At 64.5% G+C, this 18,019-nt stretch carries 20 protein-coding genes; 6 read left to right on the forward strand and 14 right to left on the reverse strand.

Features of this window, described 5'->3' with window-relative positions:
- Positions 1-6: 6 nt before the first annotated feature.
- Positions 7-2,985 carry an excinuclease ABC subunit UvrA gene (gene uvrA / locus G9C82_RS11840; RefSeq protein ID WP_127014199.1) on the reverse strand — a complete coding sequence of 993 codons (2,979 nt, stop codon included), beginning with the start codon at positions 2,983-2,985 and terminating at the stop codon, positions 7-9.
- Between the two features lie 116 nt (positions 2,986-3,101).
- On the opposite strand from uvrA, the gene G9C82_RS11845 reads away from it, so the two are divergent.
- Both G9C82_RS11845 and G9C82_RS11850 read left to right on the forward strand, forming a co-directional pair.
- Complete coding sequence (locus G9C82_RS11845; RefSeq protein ID WP_007188641.1) at positions 3,102-3,683, forward strand: LURP-one-related/scramblase family protein; 582 nt, start codon at positions 3,102-3,104, stop codon at positions 3,681-3,683.
- Between the two features lie 45 nt (positions 3,684-3,728).
- Complete coding sequence (locus tag G9C82_RS11850) at positions 3,729-5,135, forward strand: LVIVD repeat-containing protein (protein WP_127014200.1); 1,407 nt, start codon at positions 3,729-3,731, stop codon at positions 5,133-5,135.
- Positions 5,136-5,164: 29 nt separating this feature from the next.
- Here G9C82_RS11850 and G9C82_RS11855 read toward each other — a convergent pair whose 3' ends face one another.
- The 3 genes from G9C82_RS11855 to G9C82_RS11865 are packed head-to-tail and all read right to left on the reverse strand — an operon-like array spanning position 5,165 to position 7,142.
- Positions 5,165-6,565, reverse strand: a complete 1,401-nt coding sequence (locus G9C82_RS11855) for a DUF402 domain-containing protein (protein WP_127014201.1) — start codon at positions 6,563-6,565, stop codon at positions 5,165-5,167.
- Positions 6,562-6,936, reverse strand: coding sequence for a hypothetical protein (locus tag G9C82_RS11860; RefSeq protein WP_127014202.1), 375 nt, complete (start codon positions 6,934-6,936; stop codon positions 6,562-6,564). Before G9C82_RS11860 ends, G9C82_RS11855 begins: the two co-directional genes overlap by 4 nt.
- Before the next feature lie 44 nt (positions 6,937-6,980).
- Positions 6,981-7,142, reverse strand: a complete 162-nt coding sequence (locus G9C82_RS11865; RefSeq protein WP_004514908.1) for a preprotein translocase subunit Sec61beta — start codon at positions 7,140-7,142, stop codon at positions 6,981-6,983.
- A gap of 115 nt (positions 7,143-7,257) precedes the next feature.
- Here G9C82_RS11865 and G9C82_RS11870 point away from each other — a divergent pair, with 115 nt between their 5' ends.
- Positions 7,258-7,524, forward strand: a complete 267-nt coding sequence (locus tag G9C82_RS11870; RefSeq protein WP_004591027.1) for a co-chaperone YbbN — start codon at positions 7,258-7,260, stop codon at positions 7,522-7,524.
- A 48-nt stretch (positions 7,525-7,572) separates the two neighbouring features.
- Here the strand turns inward: G9C82_RS11870 and G9C82_RS11875 are convergent, their stop codons facing one another.
- The 5 genes from G9C82_RS11875 to G9C82_RS11895 form a co-directional block, all read right to left on the reverse strand.
- Positions 7,573-8,325, reverse strand: coding sequence for a response regulator (locus G9C82_RS11875; protein ID WP_127014203.1), 753 nt, complete (start codon positions 8,323-8,325; stop codon positions 7,573-7,575).
- A gap of 339 nt (positions 8,326-8,664) precedes the next feature.
- Positions 8,665-9,333, reverse strand: coding sequence for an NADPH-dependent F420 reductase (gene npdG / locus G9C82_RS11880; protein ID WP_121302457.1), 669 nt, complete (start codon positions 9,331-9,333; stop codon positions 8,665-8,667).
- Between the two features lie 49 nt (positions 9,334-9,382).
- Positions 9,383-9,772: a hypothetical protein gene (locus G9C82_RS11885; protein WP_127014204.1), complete on the reverse strand. Its 390-nt coding sequence runs from the start codon at positions 9,770-9,772 to the stop codon at positions 9,383-9,385.
- A gap of 75 nt (positions 9,773-9,847) precedes the next feature.
- Positions 9,848-10,720, reverse strand: a complete 873-nt coding sequence (locus tag G9C82_RS11890; RefSeq protein WP_127014205.1) for a TIGR01548 family HAD-type hydrolase — start codon at positions 10,718-10,720, stop codon at positions 9,848-9,850.
- A gap of 19 nt (positions 10,721-10,739) precedes the next feature.
- A complete protein-coding gene (locus G9C82_RS11895; protein WP_127014442.1) occupies positions 10,740-11,153 on the reverse strand; it encodes a UPF0146 family protein in 414 nt (137 codons plus the stop codon).
- Between the two features lie 30 nt (positions 11,154-11,183).
- Between G9C82_RS11895 and G9C82_RS11900 the strand changes: the two genes are divergently transcribed.
- Positions 11,184-11,705 (forward strand): archaemetzincin family Zn-dependent metalloprotease, encoded by a 522-nt coding sequence (locus G9C82_RS11900; protein ID WP_004514915.1) that lies wholly within the window; start codon positions 11,184-11,186, stop codon positions 11,703-11,705.
- Between the two features lie 68 nt (positions 11,706-11,773).
- On the forward strand, positions 11,774-11,989 hold the full coding sequence (locus G9C82_RS11905) for a hypothetical protein (RefSeq protein ID WP_004958463.1): 216 nt from the start codon (positions 11,774-11,776) through the stop codon (positions 11,987-11,989).
- Between the two features lie 27 nt (positions 11,990-12,016).
- On the opposite strand, the gene G9C82_RS11910 is transcribed toward G9C82_RS11905, so the two are convergent.
- Both G9C82_RS11910 and G9C82_RS11915 read right to left on the reverse strand, forming a co-directional pair.
- Positions 12,017-13,846 (reverse strand): ribosome biogenesis/translation initiation ATPase RLI, encoded by a 1,830-nt coding sequence (locus G9C82_RS11910; RefSeq protein ID WP_127014206.1) that lies wholly within the window; start codon positions 13,844-13,846, stop codon positions 12,017-12,019.
- A gap of 2 nt (positions 13,847-13,848) precedes the next feature.
- A complete protein-coding gene (locus tag G9C82_RS11915) occupies positions 13,849-14,145 on the reverse strand; it encodes a hypothetical protein (protein ID WP_007188651.1) in 297 nt (98 codons plus the stop codon).
- A gap of 125 nt (positions 14,146-14,270) precedes the next feature.
- Here G9C82_RS11915 and G9C82_RS11920 point away from each other — a divergent pair, with 125 nt between their 5' ends.
- Positions 14,271-14,534 carry a winged helix-turn-helix domain-containing protein gene (locus G9C82_RS11920; protein WP_004958458.1) on the forward strand — a complete coding sequence of 88 codons (264 nt, stop codon included), beginning with the start codon at positions 14,271-14,273 and terminating at the stop codon, positions 14,532-14,534.
- 46 nt (positions 14,535-14,580) lie between these two features.
- Here G9C82_RS11920 and G9C82_RS11925 read toward each other — a convergent pair whose 3' ends face one another.
- From G9C82_RS11925 to G9C82_RS11935, 3 genes are all read right to left on the reverse strand, one after another.
- Positions 14,581-15,138, reverse strand: a complete 558-nt coding sequence (locus G9C82_RS11925; RefSeq protein ID WP_007188652.1) for a cysteine hydrolase family protein — start codon at positions 15,136-15,138, stop codon at positions 14,581-14,583.
- Between the two features lies 1 nt (position 15,139).
- Entirely contained in the window at positions 15,140-15,961 is an 822-nt protein-coding gene (locus tag G9C82_RS11930) for a YqcI/YcgG family protein (protein WP_127014207.1), read from the reverse strand.
- Positions 15,962-16,059: 98 nt separating this feature from the next.
- Positions 16,060-17,937: a PINc/VapC family ATPase gene (locus G9C82_RS11935; protein ID WP_127014208.1), complete on the reverse strand. Its 1,878-nt coding sequence runs from the start codon at positions 17,935-17,937 to the stop codon at positions 16,060-16,062.
- Positions 17,938-18,019 lie beyond the last annotated feature (82 nt).

The following is an 18,019-nucleotide window of genomic DNA, read 5'->3' on the forward strand; positions in this document are numbered from 1 at the left end:
ACTTCCTTAGTCGTCGTCCGCGGCCGGCTGCTCGGCCGCCGTGTCGCGGTCCGCCCGCGGTCCCTCAAGCTCGACGTTCGGCAGGAGGTCACGGAGGTACTGCCCGGTGTAGGACGCTTCGGTCCGGGCCACGTCCTCCGGAGTGCCCTGTGCGACGAGTTCGCCCCCGTTCTCGCCGCCCTCGGGACCGAGGTCGATGATCTGGTCGGCGTTCTTTATCAGGTCGAGTTCGTGCTCGATAACGACGACTGTGTTGCCGTCGTCGGTGAGCCGGTGGAGCACGTCGATGAGTTTGCGTTCGTCCTCCGGGTGGAGCCCGGTGGTCGGCTCGTCGAGCAGGTACAGCGTCTCGCCCGAATCCTTCTTGCCGAGTTCCTCGGCGAGTTTGACGCGCTGGGCCTCACCGCCGGAGAGCGTCGTCGAAGGCTGGCCCAGCCGCATATAACCCAGCCCCACGTCCTTCAGGAGTTCTAGCCGGCGACGGATGCCGCTGTGGCTCTCGAAGAAGTCATAGGCCTCCTCGACAGTCATATCGAGCACGTCGGCGATGGTTGCGTCCTTGTAGGTCACGTCCAGCGTCTCGTCGTTGTAGCGCGCACCGCCACACTCCTCGCAGGGGACCGTCACGTCCGAGAGGAAGTTCATGTCGATGGTGACCGTCCCCTGGCCGCCACAGCCCTCACAGCGGCCGCCCTTGACGTTGAACGAGAACCGGCCGACCTCGTAGCCACGCTGTTTCGAGAGGCTCGTCTCGGCAAACAGCTCGCGGATGTGGTCGAAGACGTTGGTGTACGTCGCCGGGTTCGAGCGGGGCGTTCGGCCGATAGGCGACTGGTCGATGAGCCGAACCGTTTCGATGTCGTCGAGGCCGTCGATAGCGTCATGTTCGCCGGGGTTCACGTCGGTGTCGTTCATCCGACGCACCAGCCCCTTGTACAGCACGTCGTGCATCAGCGTGGATTTCCCGGAGCCCGAGACGCCTGTGATGGCGGTGAACGTCCCCAGCGGGATGGATACGTCGAGGTCAGCGAGGTTGTGCTGGCGAGCACCCCGAACGGTGAGTTCGCCGTCGGCCTCGCGGCGGCTGTCGGGCACTGGAATCGTCCGCTCGCCCGAGAGGTACTCCCCAGTCACCGATTCCTCGGTGTCGATGACCTCGTCCATCGGGGCGTTGACGACGACCTCGCCGCCGCGCTTGCCCGGTCCGGGTCCCATGTCGATTATCTGGTCGGCCCGGCGCATCGTCTCGGTGTCGTGTTCGACCACGAGCAGCGTGTTCCCGAGGTCTCGAAGCTCTTCGAGGGTGTTCAGCAGGCGGTCGTTGTCCCGCTGGTGGAGGCCGATAGAGGGCTCGTCGAGGACGTAGAGAACACCGACGAGGCCGCTCCCGATCTGGGTCGCCAGCCGGATCCGCTGGCTCTCGCCGCCTGATAGCGTCGACGCCTCACGGTCCAGCGTCAGGTAGTCCAGTCCGACCTCGGTCATGAAGCCCAGACGGGCGCGGATCTCCTTGAGAATCTCCTCAGCGATCTTCCGGTCCCGGGCCGAGAGGTTCTCCTCCATCCCCTCGAAGTGCGCCAGCGCGTCGCTGATGGACATCTCGTTGACTTCCGTTATCGAGGTGCCGTCAACGAGCACTGCCCGCGACTCCGCTTTGAGTCGCGTCCCTTCACAGGCCGGGCACGTCGTCGTCGCCATGAACTCCTCGATATGCTCGCGGGCGCGGTCTGAATCCGTCTCGACGTGTCGCCGCTCCAGATTCGGGATGACGCCCTCGAAGCGCTCAGTCTTCTCACGGGTGCCGTTCTTGGTCCGCCACTCGAAGTGGACCCTGCTGTCGGTCCCGTAGAGGAACTGCCGCTGGACGGACTCGTCTAGCTCCTCGAACGGCGTCGTGAGGTCCACGCCGAAGTGCTCGGCGACGTTGTCCAGTTGCCGCGAGTAGTACGTCCGGTCGTAACTCCAGGGCTCGAAGACGTGTTTAAGCGGCTTCGTCGGGTCGGTGACGACGAGGTCCTCGCTGACCTCCTTCGTTTCGCCAAGCCCTTCACACTCCGGACAGGCCCCGTGCGGTGAGTTGAACGAGAACGACCGCGTCTCGATTTCGGAGATGTCGATACCGCAGTGGGTGCAGGCAAGGTCCTCGGAGAGTTCGACGACGATTCGGTCTGAAGTAGCTCCGTCGTCCTCCTCACCGTCGGCGAGGTCGCCGGTTGCCCGGGCGTCTGACCCGCCGAGCGTCTCTGCCGCGCCTTCTGCCGGGTCCGGCAGAATGACCTTCAGCGTCCCGTCGGCCTCTTCGAGCGCGGTTTCGACGGAGTCCGTGATGCGCGAGCGGGCGTCCGGCGAAATCTTCACGCGGTCCACGACCACGTCGATGGTGTGGTCGTAGTTTTCGTCCAGTTCAGGTCGGTCCAGCGTGAGGTCGAACTCCTCGCCGTCGACCTCGACGCGACTGTACCCCTCGCCGACGAGGTCGTCGAACAGGTCTTCGAAGGCACCCTTCTGGTCGCGGACGACTGGCGCACACAGTTTGGCGCGAGTGCCCTCCGGCAGTTCCAGCAGCCGGGACACCATGTTCTGGGCGGACTGCTCGCCGACCTCGCGGCCACACTCCGGGCAGTGTGGCGTGCCGACGCGGGCGTACAACAGGCGAAGGTAGTCGTGGAGTTCGGTGACAGTGCCGACCGTCGAGCGGGGGTTGTTGGCGGCGTTTTTCTGGTCGATAGAGATCGCCGGGGAGAGCCCCTCGACGTTCTCGACCTGTGGCTTGTCCATCTGCCCCAGAAAGTTCCGGGCGTAGGCGGAGAGCGATTCGATGTAGCGCCGCTGGCCCTCGGCGTACACCGTCTCGAATGCGAGCGAGGATTTGCCCGACCCCGACAGCCCGGTGACGACTGTCAGTTCCTCGCGGGGAATCTCCACGTCGACGTCCTTGAGGTTGTGTTCCTCGGCCCCTCGGACCTCGATTATATCCTTGCTCATCTTTGCATCTTCGTTGGCCGGCAGGAGGGAAACCCTGTCGGTTGCGTCCGAAACCGTACTTGATTGGTACTGGTTCCGTCGAAAGCTTGATTACGGCGTGTTCTATGGTAAATAATATGAGTACGCCCTCCACGTACGACATCAAGGGAATCGACCTCTCTGATGACAGCTACACTGTCGAACAGAGTCTGGTCCGCAACAAGTACAAAGCCATGGACGCCGCCGGGAACGTCGTCCTCCGCGGGAAACAGAAGATGCTGAAGATGAAAGAGCAGTTCCCGTTCGTCGACGGAAATGGTGACGAAGTGTTCGAAGTCAACGCCGGCGGCATCATCGACGTGGCCGGCAACTACGTCCTCACCGACTCGAAGACCGGCGAGGACATCGTCATCCTCGATAACGACTACTCAATCTTTCAGGACACGTGGAAGATTCGGGACGCCAGCACGGAGGCGAAGATCGCCGAGATCAACTCTCAGGGCGCGCTCGTGACCATCGCCCGCAACGTCGTCCCCTTTGGGGGGTGGATTCCCCACAAGTACGAGATCACCGACCAGGACGGCACCCACGTCGGCAACATCGACGGGCAGTTCTCGCTGAAAGACCGCTACGAGATCACCATCGACGACGCCAGCACGGTCCCGAAGGAGCCGATCATCGCCGCGGCGATGGTTATCGACGCGATTCAGGGGAACTGACGCCCCACCGGAATCCTTCTTGCCCTGGCTCCCCCAACGACCGCTATGCGCCGCCGGACGGTCCTCCGACGACTCGCCCTTGCAGGGACAGGTGTTGGCCTCGCTACGGGGACGACCCGCGGCCATCCGACGCCGACCGGTGATGGGACGGCCGAGCCAGCGCCCGCGGATACCGCGACGGGCGGAGACCCGCTGGGCGTGCTAGAGATGGAGACGGTGTACGAGGTCGTCACCAGCCCCGACGGACACACGGCCTACGTCGCGACAGGTGACGGCATCGCGCTCGTTGACCTCGTTACGCCGACCAGTCCCCGACTCCTCAGCCGCCGGACCGACTTGCTGGCAGAGAGCGACGACGGTCCGATACAGCGCGTGCAAGACCTCGCCGTCAGCGGCTCGCGGCTGCTGGCCGCCGGGCCTGCCCACCCCGCCGACGGCGCTCACGGTTTCGTCGTCTTCGACGTGAGCGACCGGCAGGCTCCGGAGCGAATCGCGGGCCTCGAACTGGACACACGGGTCCACAACTGTCACTTTGACGGCCGCTACGCCTATCTGACCGCGAACGACCGCGACGGCAACCCCTTGCTCGTGGCCGATATCGAAGCCGAAGAGGAAGTCGGCGAGTGGTCGCTGCTTGACGCCGGCGACGCCTGGACCGACGTGCCGACGAGTCTCTGGCCGCTGCACGATGTGTGGGTGGAGGACGACCGGGCCTACTTGGCGTACTGGGACGGCGGGACGTGGGTCGTGGACGTATCCGACCCGAGCGACATCTCGCTCGTCTCGAAGGTCCGCGGGCGCTCCCCCGAAGACCTCGCCGCAATCGAGGACCCCGGGACCGAGCGGAGCGAACCGCCGGGCAACGACCACTTCGTGACGGTCAATGAGGACGCGTCGCTGCTGGGCGTCGGCGGCGAATCATGGGACCTTGGCGACGACGACAGCGGCGGCCCCAGCGGCATCGACCTGTACGACATCAGCGACCCGACCGACGCTGAACTGCTGTCCACGCTCGACCCGCCGCCGACCTCGGACCCATCGCCGGGTGGCATCCTCACGACGGCACACAACTTCGAACTGACCGACAACCGCTGTTACTCGGCGTGGTACAACGGCGGGGTCCGGGTCCACGACCTGACGGACCCGACCGCGCCTGAACTCGCGTTCGAGTGGCGCGACACTGAAACAACCTCGTTCTGGACCGCCCAGCGCGCCGCCGGCTGTTTCGTCGCCGGGAGCACGAACGCGAGCCAGGGGACCGAGGTCCAGCCCGGGCTGTACACGTTCCCCGACCCGCAGATACGGACGCCAACGCCCACGGACGACGAGGCGGGCAACGCTACCGACGCTGACGGCACCTCCCTCGGCGTCGGCGGTCCCGGCTTCGGCGTCGGGTCGGCAGTCGCGGCGGTCGGACTCGCAGCGTGGCGCGCCCGACGCCGGCGCGACTGATCTCGCCCGCCTGATTGAGCCCCGTTGCGTCACTCCAGTGCGCTCTTGACAGCGGCGGCGACACTCCGGGCGCGCTCGGCCAGCGGCTCGGAGATGTGGCCGCGCTCGACGGCCGCGTCGAGTTCGTCGTCGTCGACCCGCTCGACGGTGCCGTCGGCGTGTTTCACCACGTCGACGTGGAGGTCGACGTACCGAGCGGTGTCGGGGAATATCTCGACAGGCGTGCAGACGTTGACGTACGTGCCCTTCTTGTCGCCGTCGCTGTCGCGGTACACCGTCGGGTACCACCACCGCTCCTCCTTAACCTTCGTTTCAGCGATGTCGCCGGCCTCCTTCGGGACGCCCAGCGCGTCGTAGGTGCCGCCGGGACTCATCTCGCGCTCGATGGTCACCGTTCCGTCGTCATCGACGGACTGGACCTCGCCATTGCCTAGCGTGATGAGTCGGCCGTCGGGCTTGCCGTGACCCAGCGACAGCGACCCGCCGACCTGCGGGCCGAACTGCCGGGTCGTTACGGCGAAGGGGAAGTCCGTCTCGCCGGTTTCGGGGTCGTCACACAGCGCTTCGACGTAGTCCACAGCGGCGCTGGCCGCGCGGTCCCCGGCCTTCACGCGGTGGTGGCCCGGCATCGTCGACGTCACCTCGCGGCGGACCTCGTCGAGGGCGAACCGGCTCTCGCGGCCGAACCACAGCCACGCCGTCGAACGTCCCTCGTCGTAACGGGTCGGCGCGCAGTCCTCGGGCGCGTCGGCCCCGTCGAGCGATGCATCGATGGCCGCCGCACGGTCGTTGGCGGCGTCGAGTGCCGCAGCCAGCGCGTCGAAGCTCGCGTCCTCGCTCGCCGCTTCCCATGAGACACCCCAGCCGTCTTGGGGCTCCGCGGCGATGAGGTCCAGCATCGCCGGGCCGCCGGTCCCCGACCTGTTGGCGGTCCCGCCGCGCACGAGCGAGAGGAGCGACCCGCGGACCGCGACGGTCGTGTCCAGCACGGGCCGGCCGTTCGTCCACGGCGCGCTCGCCTCGACGACCTGCACCCGGAGCGTATCGCCCGTCTCGACGCGCTCGTCCGAGGACGAGTACGGGAGAAACCCCTCGCCGTCGCCGAGGTCCACGACAGCCCCGCTGCCCAGCGTCTCGGTCACGGTGCCTGCGTAGATAGCGCCCTCGGGCGTCGGGTCGTCCCAGCGAAGCGTGTCCCGGCCGACTTCGGCCAGGCGGTCGGTAACGGCCGCGGCAGTGTCGTGGTCACCGATGACGCCGACACCCTGCTGGTCGTCGGTCGTCACCACGGTGACCGCCGCCCGCTCGTCGGCGAACTCGCCGTCGAAGCGGTCCTCGATAGGACCCGATGCCTGGACGACCTCGTGGTCCGCCTCGCGCAGTAGCCGGGTCAGCGCCGTTGCGTAGATGCCCCTGACCCGGACGGTCATAGCGCGTCCTCGTCGGCGGCAAAGCGGACCCGTCCGTGGACTGTCGGTCCCAGCGAGAGCTCTACTTTCCCCTCGCTCAGGACGCGCCCGCCCTCGACCGGAACGCCCCAGGTGTCGAAGCGCAGATAGCCCCGGATGTCGTCGGCGTGGGTGAACAGGTCGCAGTATTCGACGGTGTGTTCCTGAATCTCGCTGGAACTGTGAGCGATATCCATATCGGAGTACACCGTCTCGCGGCCGTCGAAGAAGGCTTCCAGTTCTCCGGCCGCGTCGTCGGTGGCTTCGACCACCGCGTCGGAGGCCGCTTCGATGGTCGCTTGCTCAACGCCAGCATCGCGGAGCGCCTGCTGTTCGCGTTGCGTGAAGTGCATACCCGCGAGTCAGTGGCGGGGAGAGGAAAACAGTGCGGAATCGCCTACACGATCATCGCGTTCAGCACGAGCATCAACAGCCCGAACATGACGCCGGTCGCGACGATTGTTCGAGGGTCGATACGGATCGTGTTCTGGTCTTCAGCGTCGAAATACCGGACCAGTCCCGCACTGGACATCAGTCCGCCGCCGTCGCTACCACTCATACTTCAGGGTGGTGTATCACCAATACTAAGCCTTTCGGGTCGCCCGCGATTGCGTGCCCCCGGTACACATGGATAACCCTTATCAGATACCGCGGGCTAACACGAACAGAGTACTATGACGGTTACACTGAAGGACTTCTACGCGGACTGGTGCGGCCCTTGCAAAACGCAGGACCCGATCCTCGAAGACCTCGAAGAGGAGTGGGCGGACGTCGAGTTCGAGAAGATCAACGTCGACGAGGAGCAGGACGTCGCCAACGAGTATCAGGTACGTTCCCTGCCGACGCTCATCATCGAGAACGACGACGGCATCGTCGAGCGCTTCGTCGGCGTCACGCAGGCCGACGACATCGACGACGCGCTGCAGCAGGCCTCGGCGTAACGCAGTCGCTTTTGCGGTTTATCACACCGGCCAGTAGCAACCGCTGGCTCACTCCTGTTCGGCCAGTCCCGAATCGTCGATTTCGTCGACGGCGATCAGCATCCGTCCGCCCTCAAGCGCCGTCACCATCTTCGACTCGGTGAAGGTAGTTTCGTCGGCCCGCAACCCTTTGCTCTGGCCGGTCCACTTCCCGCCGCTTCTGACGACAGGAATGACGTGCGTCCTGATGTGCTGGACTTCGTTGCTCGGGTGGAGTTCCGACCAGTGCTTGCCGACGAGTTCCTCCGACTCGTAGCCGTAGTACGAGGCGTAGGTCTCGTCGACTCGCTCGAACCGCTCGTCCGTGCCGATGACGCCGACGCCGCTGAGTTTGACTTCGTTGCCCGTCTCGAAGCTCCCGTCCGAATCGACGGCGTGTTCGACTCGGCGGATGAGCGACGTGTACTGGTCGGTTCCAACGGATTTCTTGAGATAGTCTGTGACACCGGCCTGAATGATTTCGGCGGCGACGTCGCCGGTTTCCTCCCCGGAGAACAGCAACACCGGAAGTTCTTGATGGGTCTCACGGACTGCTTCGAGGAAGTTGATACCGTTCATCTCCGGCATGTTGTAATCGCTGACGATACAATCGAAGTCCGTCTCCGACGACCGAATCAACGACAGCGCGGTTTCGGGATTCGTCTCCGTCGTGACGGTACAGTCGAGGCCGCTGTCCTCTCGCTCAAGATACAATTCCACGAGCGCTCCCAATTCCGCGTCATCGTCAACATGGAGTATTGAGAGCGAGTCTTCCGTCTCCATCCTCTACTTCCATGGCTGCAGTATGCAAGTATTTGCTGCTCGTCTGTGTCTATTTGATAACCGTGTGAAACCGCGGTCATCACTCCGGGCCGCGCCAGCGTTTTATCGCTGGTGTCGGGGAAGGGCAGGGCTACCGCTGAAGCAGGATTAGTAGAAGTGCCGCCGTTGCGGTAGCCGAGTGAGTGCAGTAAAGCATACCGCTCGCCGACGGCGAGCGGTTTCACTCCGAGCGCGCTCTGTGAGCGCGACTCGGAGGTCGTTTTTAGCGTAGATTTTTACGAGGAGCCCTCCCACAGCGGCGCGAAGCGCCGCGAGGAAGGGCGACGAAGTAAAAAGGTACTATTGGAACTTCACACCGAGGTCATGCAGGCCGTCGTTGTGGCGGGCGACGTTGATGAGCAGCGGCGTCAGTCCCTCAATTTCGGCGGCATTAGCGAGCGGGCCGCCGTCGAGGGCACGAAGCCCCTCGATGCCCTCGGCGAGTTCACAGACGGTGTCTTTGGCGTCGGTGTCGTCGCCGACGACAATGGTGTCCCAGTTCAGGTCGGCGTCGAGGTTGGCAAGACGACCGGCCGCGAGGTTGTGGAACGCGCCGACAACAGGCGTGTCATCGGGGGCGGCGTTGGCGGCCAGTTGCGTGACGCTGCCGGCACCGGGGCGGTTGTAGTGGAAGCCGTCCTCGTCGCGTTGCATCCCGACGGCGGGGGCCACAAGGGTTGTGTCGTCGAGTTCGTCGGCAACGGCGTCGATGGTGTCGGTAAGGTGGTAGGCCGGGACGGCGGCGACAACCACGTCGGCGCGGGCGGCGGCGTCCTCGTTCACCAGCCCGGCGATTGATACGTCGTCGTGGCCGCGGCTGGCCAGTTCTGTCTCGTACTCCTCGGCTTTGTTCGCCGCTTTCTGGGCTTTCCGGGAGCCGATGATGATCGTGTGGTTGGTGTCGTCAGCCCAGCGGAGGGCAAGGCCTTGGCCGATGTCTCCAGTACCGCCAAGCAACGCGATGTCCATACTTACGGCGTAGGCCGACCACTGAATAAACGTTGTGTGACAGGTTCACTCAGGTGTACTTCTCCCAAGCCCGGTCGAACCCGCCGGCGAAGGCGACGTACAGCGCGCTCCCGAGGCCCACCAGATAGCTGACCCACTGCGTTGCGACGCCAGCGACTGATGCGTCCCCGAGCACGAGGGCAAAGACAGTCGTGAGCGGCACCATCACAAAAAAGAGAACGATGATAAACATCCCGACGCGGCCCGGCCGGTGGACGGATTCGAGGATGTGACTGCGTTCACGCATCGTCCCGTAGGCCGCGATAAGGCCGAGTAGCTGGCAGATAACGGCGTACAGCGGCACCAGGTCGACCGACGGCTCGCGGATGACCGCGCCTCCGACGAGTCCGGCCCAGATGCTCACCAGCAGCGCCCAGCCGAACGTCGGTAGTCGTCGCATATCCGTGGTCTCTGTCCCGTCGGTGAAACCGTTGCCGTTTACCGCCAGTCGATGGCGTTGCCCCGGCCACCTCGCTTATACCGCGTCGAGAAGCTCGGGCAGGTCGGTGACCGATTCGATGACGGCACTCGCGCCGTTGTTGGCGAACGTCTGGCGGCCGGCATCGCCGGTCAGCCCGCCTGTCAAGACGCCGATGCCGTAGTAGACGCGGTCGTCGTCGGCCGCATCGGCGTTGACTGCCGTCGCCACGTCGTCAAGGGTGTCGCCGGCAAAGGCGATTCGCTCGGCGTCGAAGCGCTCGGCGAGCGTCTGCAGGGCGGCGGGGTGGGGTTTGCCCTCCTCCCAGTCATCCATAGTGAAGCGGTGCTCTGCGGGCAGGTCGAGGCCGACCCGCTCCAGCGCGATGTCGGCTTCGGCCGCCGGTCGGCCGGTGACGACGCCGACGGCGAAACGGTCCTGCAGAGCCGATAGCGTCTCGTCGTCGACCAGCAACGGCTCGTCATGGATGTAGCCCGGCGCGGTAAACGGTGGCTCGCCGCCCTCGATATCCCGGTAGAGGTCGGTGCCGAGATACAGCGTCTGGAACACATCCCGGAGCTGTTCGCGGTTCCAGGCGTCGAAGACTCGGTCTTCCGCGGGGTCATCCAGCAGGTCACGAACCACCGCTTCGGCCGCGTTGAGGCCACCGCCGCGTTCGGCGATAGCGTCGGTGAACGCCGCTATATCTGCGACAGTGGACTCGCGGCCGGCGAGAACGAACAGCGCGGCCGCATAGGTCAGTTCCCAGTCGTTGTTGAACCCGCCGGCGTCCTTGAACTGCTGGACTGCCGCCTTCTCGATCGTGTCGCCGTACACCCGCTCGATTGATTCGATAATCGCTCGGCGATAGGAGTCGGCCACGTCCACCAGCACGCCGTCGATGTCGAGGACGACCGCGTCGACTTGCATGGGCGAGCGAAGGCAGTCCTCACTCAAGCGCCTTGCTATCTTTCGCCCGGTACAGCGTCTCCCCGCCCGGGAGCTGCTCCCGCTCGACGGCGACCGTTGGCTGGTCGCCGCCCAGCGTCGTGAACCAGAACGCGGCCCCAACGGCCTCGGCAACGGTCAACGTCGGCCGGTGCAGTTCAGGCGGGAGGTTCCGGGCGAACACTATGTCTGCATCCACATACACCGAGCGGTCGGGTTTGAGGATGTCATCCACGACGAACCGCACCCCGTCGGGGGCCTCCCGTTCGACGATATCCGTTGCGGTCACATCTACGCCTCGCTCGGCCAGAGCATCGGCTACGTCAGGGTGGTTTCCGATGCCGACCTCGACGACGGAATCGACAGACGCCAGTCGGTCGACAAGCGGGCCGGTGGTGTCGGTCACGTCGTACAATTTATGAGATGCGGGCGCATATGCGTTCCCATGCACGTCGACATCGTGCCGGTGGGCGAGGTCTCAGCCCAGGTCAAACGCGAGGCCTCGGACGGACTCCGCTCCGTCTACGACTGTGAGGTCTCGATGCACGAGCCACAGTCCATTCCTGCCGGCGCGTACGATGGGGACCGCGACCAGTACCGCGCAGAGGAGTTTATCGACCTCGCCCGCCGGGTCGGCTCCGGCGGCAAAAACATCGCTATCACGCCGAAAGACCTCTTCTACCGCCGCCGAAACTACGTTTTTGGCCTCGCGTACCTCGGCGGCTCCGGCAGCGTCATCTCGACGTACCGGCTCCAGACATCCTCCGACGGCGGGTTCTCGAACCGCTCGGCCGGCGAAATCTTCTCACAGCGGGTTCGAAAAGAGGTCGTCCACGAGGTCGGCCACACCCTCGGGCTGGAACACTGCGACAACAAGCGCTGCGTGATGAATTTCTCCCCCACTGTCCGGCAAGTCGACGTAAAAGAGGTCTCGCTGTGCGGGTCCTGCCAGCGGAACGTGCTGTAGTTTGCGAACAGATACCAAACTAATTCGGTATAGCGCCTACCTTTCTGTGGTACTTGTGCACACACGCGATGAGCAAGAGTCAGTCACCCGAGCGCGTTGCGGAACTGCGAGACATCTTCGTGACGGTCACCGGCGATGAAGCGGTCACTGAACGCCAGACAGACGAGCAGACTGACCGTGAACTCGACCCGGACGAGGAGTTCGACCCAGAGGAAGTTGCTGACGGCCTCGATGACGCGGTTGCGGGGTCCGAGACGAGCAGTGGCAGTGACCCCGCGGCTTGAACCGTACTGTGTCTTCGAGTTCCGACGCTACGGCGCGTAGTAGTACTCGCCGGCGTTTTTCTGCTCGCGGTCCAGCTGCGAGTCGGGCTTGTTGATACGGGGCCGTGAGGTCCGCTCGTCGCGGCGGAACGTGATATCGAGGTTCTGGAGGAACTCGTTCATGCCCTCGCGCATGCCCTGTGGCGGCGCAGCGTGGCCGTTCTTGGCCGGCTCGCCGTCGAAGACGAGCAGACGGTCGGCCAGCAGGTCGATCATGTAGATGTCGTGGTCGATGACCATCGCCGTCGCGTCGTGGTTCTCGGCGTAGCGACGGATGGCGGAGGTCGCCATGACGCGCTGTTCCACGTCCAGATGGGCCGAGGGCTCGTCGAGCAGGTAGAGGTCGGCGTCCTTCGAGAGGCAGGCCGCGATAGCGACCCGCTGGCGCTCCCCGCCCGAGAGGTCGGTGAGTTGCTGTTCCATCACCGACTCGAGCTGGAGCGGCTGGGCGATTTCGGTGTTCCAGTAGGAACTGCCGAAGTCGTCCGTAATCGACGCGAGGAAGGCGTCGACACGCATCGGCTGGTCGATCTCGATGTACTGGGGCTTGTAGGCGATATCGAGGCTGGTGTCGATGTCGCCTGCAGTCGGTTCCAGTCGGCCGGCGAGCATCTTCGCGAACGTCGACTTCCCGATACCGTTCGGGCCGACGACGCCCAGCACCTCGCTCTCGCGGATGGTCCCGGCATCGACAGAAAGCGAGAACTCGCCGTCGCCGTAGCTCTTCTGGAGTTCGGGGTACTCGATAACCACGTCGCCGGTGGAGGCGGTCCGTGGCGCGTGCTCCTCGAACTCGATTTCGGTCTGACGGACGCGCATATTCTCGTTTTCGAGGTAGCCCGAGAGGTACTCGTTGATGCCCTTCTTCGTCGACTTGGGCGGCGTGATGATACCGAACGCGCCGGGCGTCCCGTAGGCGACGTTGATGTTATCGGCGAGCAGATCCAGAATCGCGAGGTCGTGCTCGACGACGAGCATCGAACGGTCCTCTTCCTCGGCGAGTTCGCGGATGAGTCGCGCGGCGGTCATCCGCTGGCCGATGTCCAGATACGGCGTAATCTCGTCGAGGAAGTAGAAGTCGGCGTCACGGGCCAGCGTGGCGACGAGCGCGACCCGCTGGAGCTCTCCGCCGGAGAGGTCGTCGATGTGGTTGTCCACGACCGGTTCGATACCCGTCCGTTCGATGAGGTAGTCGAGGTCCCCGCGTTCGTCGGTCTGGTTCAGCAGTTCGCTCGCCTTCCCGTCGAACTGGTCCGGAATCCGGTCGACGTACTGGGGCTTGCGGGCGACGCTCACGTCGCCGTCGCGCATCTGTTCGAGGTACTCCTGCAGGGCGGTCCCGCGGTACTCGTCGAGAATTTCGTCCCAGTTCGGTTCCTCGCCGTAGCGGCCCAGGTTGGGCTGCATCTCGTCGGCGAGGATGCGGACGGCGGTGGTCTTCCCGATGCCGTTCGGGCCGAGAATCCCCGTCACCTGCCCTTCGGCGGGGCTCGGGAGCCCGTACAGTGCGAAGGCGTTCTCCCCGTAGCGGTGGACCGGTTCGTCGGTCAGTTCCTGTGGGAGATTAATGATCTCGATCGCGTCGAACGGACACTTGTTCACGCAGATACCGCAGGACTCGCCCAGACAGATCTCTTCGGAGATGCGGACCTGGTCAGGCTGGCCCTCGAAGGGCTCGTCTTCCTCGTATTCGTCTTCCCGTTTGACGATGCATTCTTTCCCGCTGCGGTTGGGCGGGCAGTAGTTCATGCACTCGTAGTTACAGCGGTCGGGCTGACACCGCTCCAAGTCGACGACGGCGATACTGTCTTCGGCCATCGTTATGCCCCCGTTGTGAGGAGGATACCCCAGGAGACGAACCACAGCGAGAAGGTCATGAAGCCGATGTAGAGCACGTCCTTCGTCGAGAGGTCGTCCGTGTCGATGCCGATCACCCGCAGAATCGGGAACTGTGCTGCGATAGCGACCGCGAGGACGAGCACGCCCTGTGGGTCGTTTGGCGTGGCCGCTAGCGCGTTGGAACCAAACGCGGCGGCGATGCCAGCGACGGCTGTCAGCGTCGTGACAGTGAGCCCCCGCATATGGGAGCTCATTCCGTCCGCCGTTTCCGTAGCCATACCACACGTTCCACTACCCGCAACCAAAAGGTGCGCGGTTCAGCACTGTGACGCGGCCGCGAATGCGTGCGCCGGCGAGACTGACTCCTCAATCTTTATGCGCCCGGCGCTTGTGATTACGGGTAATGACGGACTCTGATGGGGAAGCCATCGCAGACCTTCCGCCGAGCGCAAAGCTCGTGTACAAGGTTCTGGAGTACGACGGCCCGCTGACACAGAAAGGCATCGTCGAGGAGTCGATGCTTTCGGCACGGACTGTCCGCTACGCTCTGGAACGACTCGACGAAGTCGGTGTCATCGAAGAAGACGTGTACTTCGCCGACGCGCGGCAGAACCTCTACGAGATTATCGAACAACCGGCAGAAGCGGACGCCGCGGTTTCGGATTAACTCGCTTTCTCGCTCGTTGCTTCCCAGCGCAGTCGGGAGCTTGCCGCTACAGCGACGCGACCACGTCGTCTGTCGTCGCAATCGTCGCGAACTCACCGCGCAGTTGCGCCAGCGCCGTTCGGTGAACGAGGTCCGGGTCGAAGTGTTCGCCGTCGAGTGTCCGGTCGAACGTCGCGGTCGCGTCGCCCGGAACGACAACGTCGAATCCCCGGTTCTCGGCCATCCGTGTCGTTGTTGAGACACAGTGGTCGGTCGTCAGGCCACAGATGACGAGCGTCTCGGAGGCAGTGTCGCGGAGCCAGTCCGCTAATCCGGTGTCGATGAACGCGCCGTTGACGCGCTTTTCGAACGTTGCTTCTCCCGCTTCGGGCGATAGTTCTCGTTTGAACGCGAACCCCGGTTCGCCGCGCCGAAGCGGTGAGTCCGGTTCCGTCGAGTTGTGGCGGACGTGGACGACCGGAAGCCCACGCTCTCGCCATTCGGTAAGCAGGCGTGTCGCGTTCGCCTCGGCGTCGGGGTTGTTCCGCGTTCCCCACTGCGACTCGTCGAATCCCTGCTGGAAGTCGACCAGCACGAGGACTGGTGTCTCGGGCAGTACGACCATCTTAGTCGGCCGGCTCCGGCGCGGGCGTCTCGACGAGCCACTTCGATTTCGGGTGCTCGCGCGTCACGGTCATCGGACACTCGTCCGGCGACGCGTTCTCGTCCGATGACAGCATGTACTGGGGCCATTCCCGGTCGCCCTCAACGCCCCAGTCGCCGATGTCGGCGTGGGGACAGACGCCGTCGTACTCCTCCAGCCGTCCCTGAATGACATCGCGGGCGTGCTGGCCGGCCTCGGTGTCGGCCGTGACGTTCAGGTCCTCGAACAGCGCCCGGGGCTGGAACGTAATTTCCAGCCCGACCGGACAGTAGCGGCTCTTTCGCGTGTCGTAGAACGGTGCGCGGCAGGTCGGAAACATCGGCTTGCCGCCGAAACAGAACTCCCAGTGAGGGTCGTCCGGGTCAGTCGGAATATCCTCGGGCCACGGCTCCGGGTCGTGGACGTGGAGGAACTGAAGAATGTGCCAGAGTCGGTCGTGGTACTCGGCCTCTGTCAGTGGCCGTTCGGGTGGCCGGAAGAAGGTCACTAGCGAGGCCCGCTCGCTGTGGTCTTGGTAGGTGTCAAGGTACTTCAGGAGCGTCTGGCCGAGGTCGAACAGCGCGTCCGGGTCACTCATCGACGGGACGGCCGTGTACAGCGGCTCGCCGTCCCGAACTGACTCCGCGCCGAAGAAACAGGGGAACGGGGAGCCGTTTCGCTCACCGGTCAACCCCTCGCGGAAGGTCCGCCAGTGAGCCCCGACCCACTCTGGCGCGTCGCCCTGCTCCACTCGGGCGGCCAGCGTCTCCTGGTCTTGTAACTTACCGACGACTGCATCGGTCATAGCTATGTTGTCGTGTTCCAGCGGAATTTAGCTGTCGTTTTCGCCGGCTCGGACCCATTTCTCGGCGATAACCGCACGACCGACTTGCTCGCCGAACCCTACGACGGCACGACGGTAATCGTGCTTCCGCGGTCGATAGCTCGCTCCAGTTCCTCGGCGATGCCCGACCCGCGCGAGACCTGAATCTCGCCGCCACGGGAGACTGTCGCGGTAAAGAGGTACTCGCCGTCGGCCTGCAGTTCGACCGTGTCACCGGCGTGACCGTCGAGCGGGACGATGACGTGCCGCGAGGTGACTTCCGGCTGGACGATTTCGCCCTGCTTGCCGCCGGAGTCGGTCTGGGGGCCGCCCGACGGCCCGGACGGTCGTTCCTCGAAGGTCCGCACGTCGATGTCGATACCGAGGCGGTTCTCCACGTCGGAGATGCGGCCGCCGCCTTTGCCGATGACCTGCGAGATGTCGTCGTCCTCGACCCAGACGACGGCGGTGTTCGGGCCGCGGAGTTCGACCTCGACGTGGCCCCGCGCGATGGACCGGATCTCGCGTTCGACCTCCTGTTTGGCGAGGCGGTCGACGCCGGAGTCCGGCTGGTCCTCGTCGTCGTTCAGCGGGACGGTGACGACCTGACGGTTGAACGTGTAGATCTCGAACTCTGGCTGGCCGGTCTCGAAGTCCTTGACCATGATGACTGGTCGCGCAAGGTCTTCCTCCATGAGGCCTTGCGGGACCTTGACCTCTGTCGACACGTCGTAGACCGTGTCGACTTCTCCGGCTTCAATGTAGACGACGGTATCGACGATCTGGGGGATGAGCCCGAGTTCAACGCGGCCGATAAGCCGCTGGAGCGCGTCGATGGCGCGGGTTGCGTGAACGACGCCGACCATGCCGACGCCGGCCAGTCGCATGTCCGCGAACACTTCGAAGTCGTCGGTCTTGCGCACCTCGTCGTAGATGGTGTAGTCCGGCCGGACCATCAACAGCGAGTCGGCGGTCTTCTCCATCGAGCCGCCGAGTTCGGTGTACTGCGTGATGTTCGGGCCAACCTGCAGGTCCCGCGGTTTCTCCATCGTCTTGACCGCGTAGTCGGCGTCGACGAGGAACTCGCCGACCGCCTGCGCGAAGGTGGACTTCCCGGCCCCGGGCGAACCGGAGATGAGGACGCCGCGCTGGTGTTCGGTGAAGCGGTCCCGCAGTTCGTCAGCGTACTCGTAGTCGTCCAGTTCGGTCTTGACGATAGGCCGAACGGCCGTGATTTCGAGTGCGTCCGAGAAGGGTGGCCGCGCGATGGCGATTCGGTAGTCCCGGAACTGCGTGATTGTCATGCCGGGCTCGTCGAGTTCGAGGAAGCCGTCCGGCGATGCGCGTGCGCTCTCCTCGATGTCGGCGGCGTACTCCCGGAGTTCGCTCTCCGTCGCGGGACTGTCGCGGATCGGCGTGTACTGCATATCGCCGATAGAGCCCTTCTTGGCGTAGGGCTCGACACCGACCTTGAGGTGGACGCTCATCGTCCCCTCGTCGAAGAAGTTCTCTATCTGCAGGCGGTCGACTGTTCGCTTCACCGGGTCGACAAACTCCACTGCGAGACCCTTCGCGCGGGCGACTTCGGCTTGGACGTCGTCGCTGGTCACGAGCGTCGCGTCGCGGTCACCGGCGATATCCCGGATGAGCGCGTCAATCTGGCCTTCGCCGGCCTCGCGCTTTTCGATGGCGTCGGGCCGCCGGCCGACGTACTCCACGTCGATGGTGCCTTCCTCAGCCAGGTCGACGAGTGTTTGGAGCTCTTCGAGTCCTTCCCAGCCCGTCTCGCGGCCATCGTTCGCCTGTGCTTCGAGTTCGCCGACGACGGCCTCGGGAACGACGACCGTCGCGCCGGCAAAGCCCATGCCGTCGACATCCGTGTCAGGGTCGGCATCAGCCTTCACTTGGTCGGACACGCGGCCGTCGATGACCACGCTCGTGTCCGGTACAATTTCCATATGCGAACGTTGGAGACTGCCGTTCATAAGGGTGTGGAGTCTCCCGCTCCGGACCGACGTTCGACACCGAATAGCGTGCCTG

Source organism: Haloarcula sp. R1-2 (genome assembly GCF_011627385.1).
Taxonomy (GTDB): Archaea; Halobacteriota; Halobacteria; order Halobacteriales; family Haloarculaceae; genus Haloarcula; species Haloarcula marismortui.

What these genes read in the sequence shown, in the direction of transcription:
- G9C82_RS11910 (WP_127014206.1), bottom strand. Translation starts at nt 13,846, where the DNA reads ATGGCCGAAGACAGTATCGCCGTCGTCGACTTGGAGCGGTGTCAGCCC.
- G9C82_RS11930 (WP_127014207.1), bottom strand. Translation starts at nt 15,961, where the DNA reads ATGACCGATGCAGTCGTCGGTAAGTTACAAGACCAGGAGACGCTGGCC.
- G9C82_RS11900 (WP_004514915.1), top strand. Translation starts at nt 11,184, where the DNA reads ATGCACGTCGACATCGTGCCGGTGGGCGAGGTCTCAGCCCAGGTCAAA.
- npdG (WP_121302457.1), bottom strand. Translation starts at nt 9,333, where the DNA reads ATGGACATCGCGTTGCTTGGCGGTACTGGAGACATCGGCCAAGGCCTT.
- G9C82_RS11845 (WP_007188641.1), top strand. Translation starts at nt 3,102, where the DNA reads ATGAGTACGCCCTCCACGTACGACATCAAGGGAATCGACCTCTCTGAT.
- G9C82_RS11855 (WP_127014201.1), bottom strand. Translation starts at nt 6,565, where the DNA reads ATGACCGTCCGGGTCAGGGGCATCTACGCAACGGCGCTGACCCGGCTA.
- G9C82_RS11875 (WP_127014203.1), bottom strand. Translation starts at nt 8,325, where the DNA reads ATGGAGACGGAAGACTCGCTCTCAATACTCCATGTTGACGATGACGCG.
- G9C82_RS11915 (WP_007188651.1), bottom strand. Translation starts at nt 14,145, where the DNA reads ATGGCTACGGAAACGGCGGACGGAATGAGCTCCCATATGCGGGGGCTC.
- G9C82_RS11905 (WP_004958463.1), top strand. Translation starts at nt 11,774, where the DNA reads ATGAGCAAGAGTCAGTCACCCGAGCGCGTTGCGGAACTGCGAGACATC.
- G9C82_RS11885 (WP_127014204.1), bottom strand. Translation starts at nt 9,772, where the DNA reads ATGCGACGACTACCGACGTTCGGCTGGGCGCTGCTGGTGAGCATCTGG.
- G9C82_RS11935 (WP_127014208.1), bottom strand. Translation starts at nt 17,937, where the DNA reads ATGGAAATTGTACCGGACACGAGCGTGGTCATCGACGGCCGCGTGTCC.
- G9C82_RS11890 (WP_127014205.1), bottom strand. Translation starts at nt 10,720, where the DNA reads ATGCAAGTCGACGCGGTCGTCCTCGACATCGACGGCGTGCTGGTGGAC.
- uvrA (WP_127014199.1), bottom strand. Translation starts at nt 2,985, where the DNA reads ATGAGCAAGGATATAATCGAGGTCCGAGGGGCCGAGGAACACAACCTC.
- G9C82_RS11865 (WP_004514908.1), bottom strand. Translation starts at nt 7,142, where the DNA reads ATGAGTGGTAGCGACGGCGGCGGACTGATGTCCAGTGCGGGACTGGTC.
- G9C82_RS11920 (WP_004958458.1), top strand. Translation starts at nt 14,271, where the DNA reads ATGACGGACTCTGATGGGGAAGCCATCGCAGACCTTCCGCCGAGCGCA.
- G9C82_RS11850 (WP_127014200.1), top strand. Translation starts at nt 3,729, where the DNA reads ATGCGCCGCCGGACGGTCCTCCGACGACTCGCCCTTGCAGGGACAGGT.
- G9C82_RS11925 (WP_007188652.1), bottom strand. Translation starts at nt 15,138, where the DNA reads ATGGTCGTACTGCCCGAGACACCAGTCCTCGTGCTGGTCGACTTCCAG.
- G9C82_RS11870 (WP_004591027.1), top strand. Translation starts at nt 7,258, where the DNA reads ATGACGGTTACACTGAAGGACTTCTACGCGGACTGGTGCGGCCCTTGC.
- G9C82_RS11860 (WP_127014202.1), bottom strand. Translation starts at nt 6,936, where the DNA reads ATGCACTTCACGCAACGCGAACAGCAGGCGCTCCGCGATGCTGGCGTT.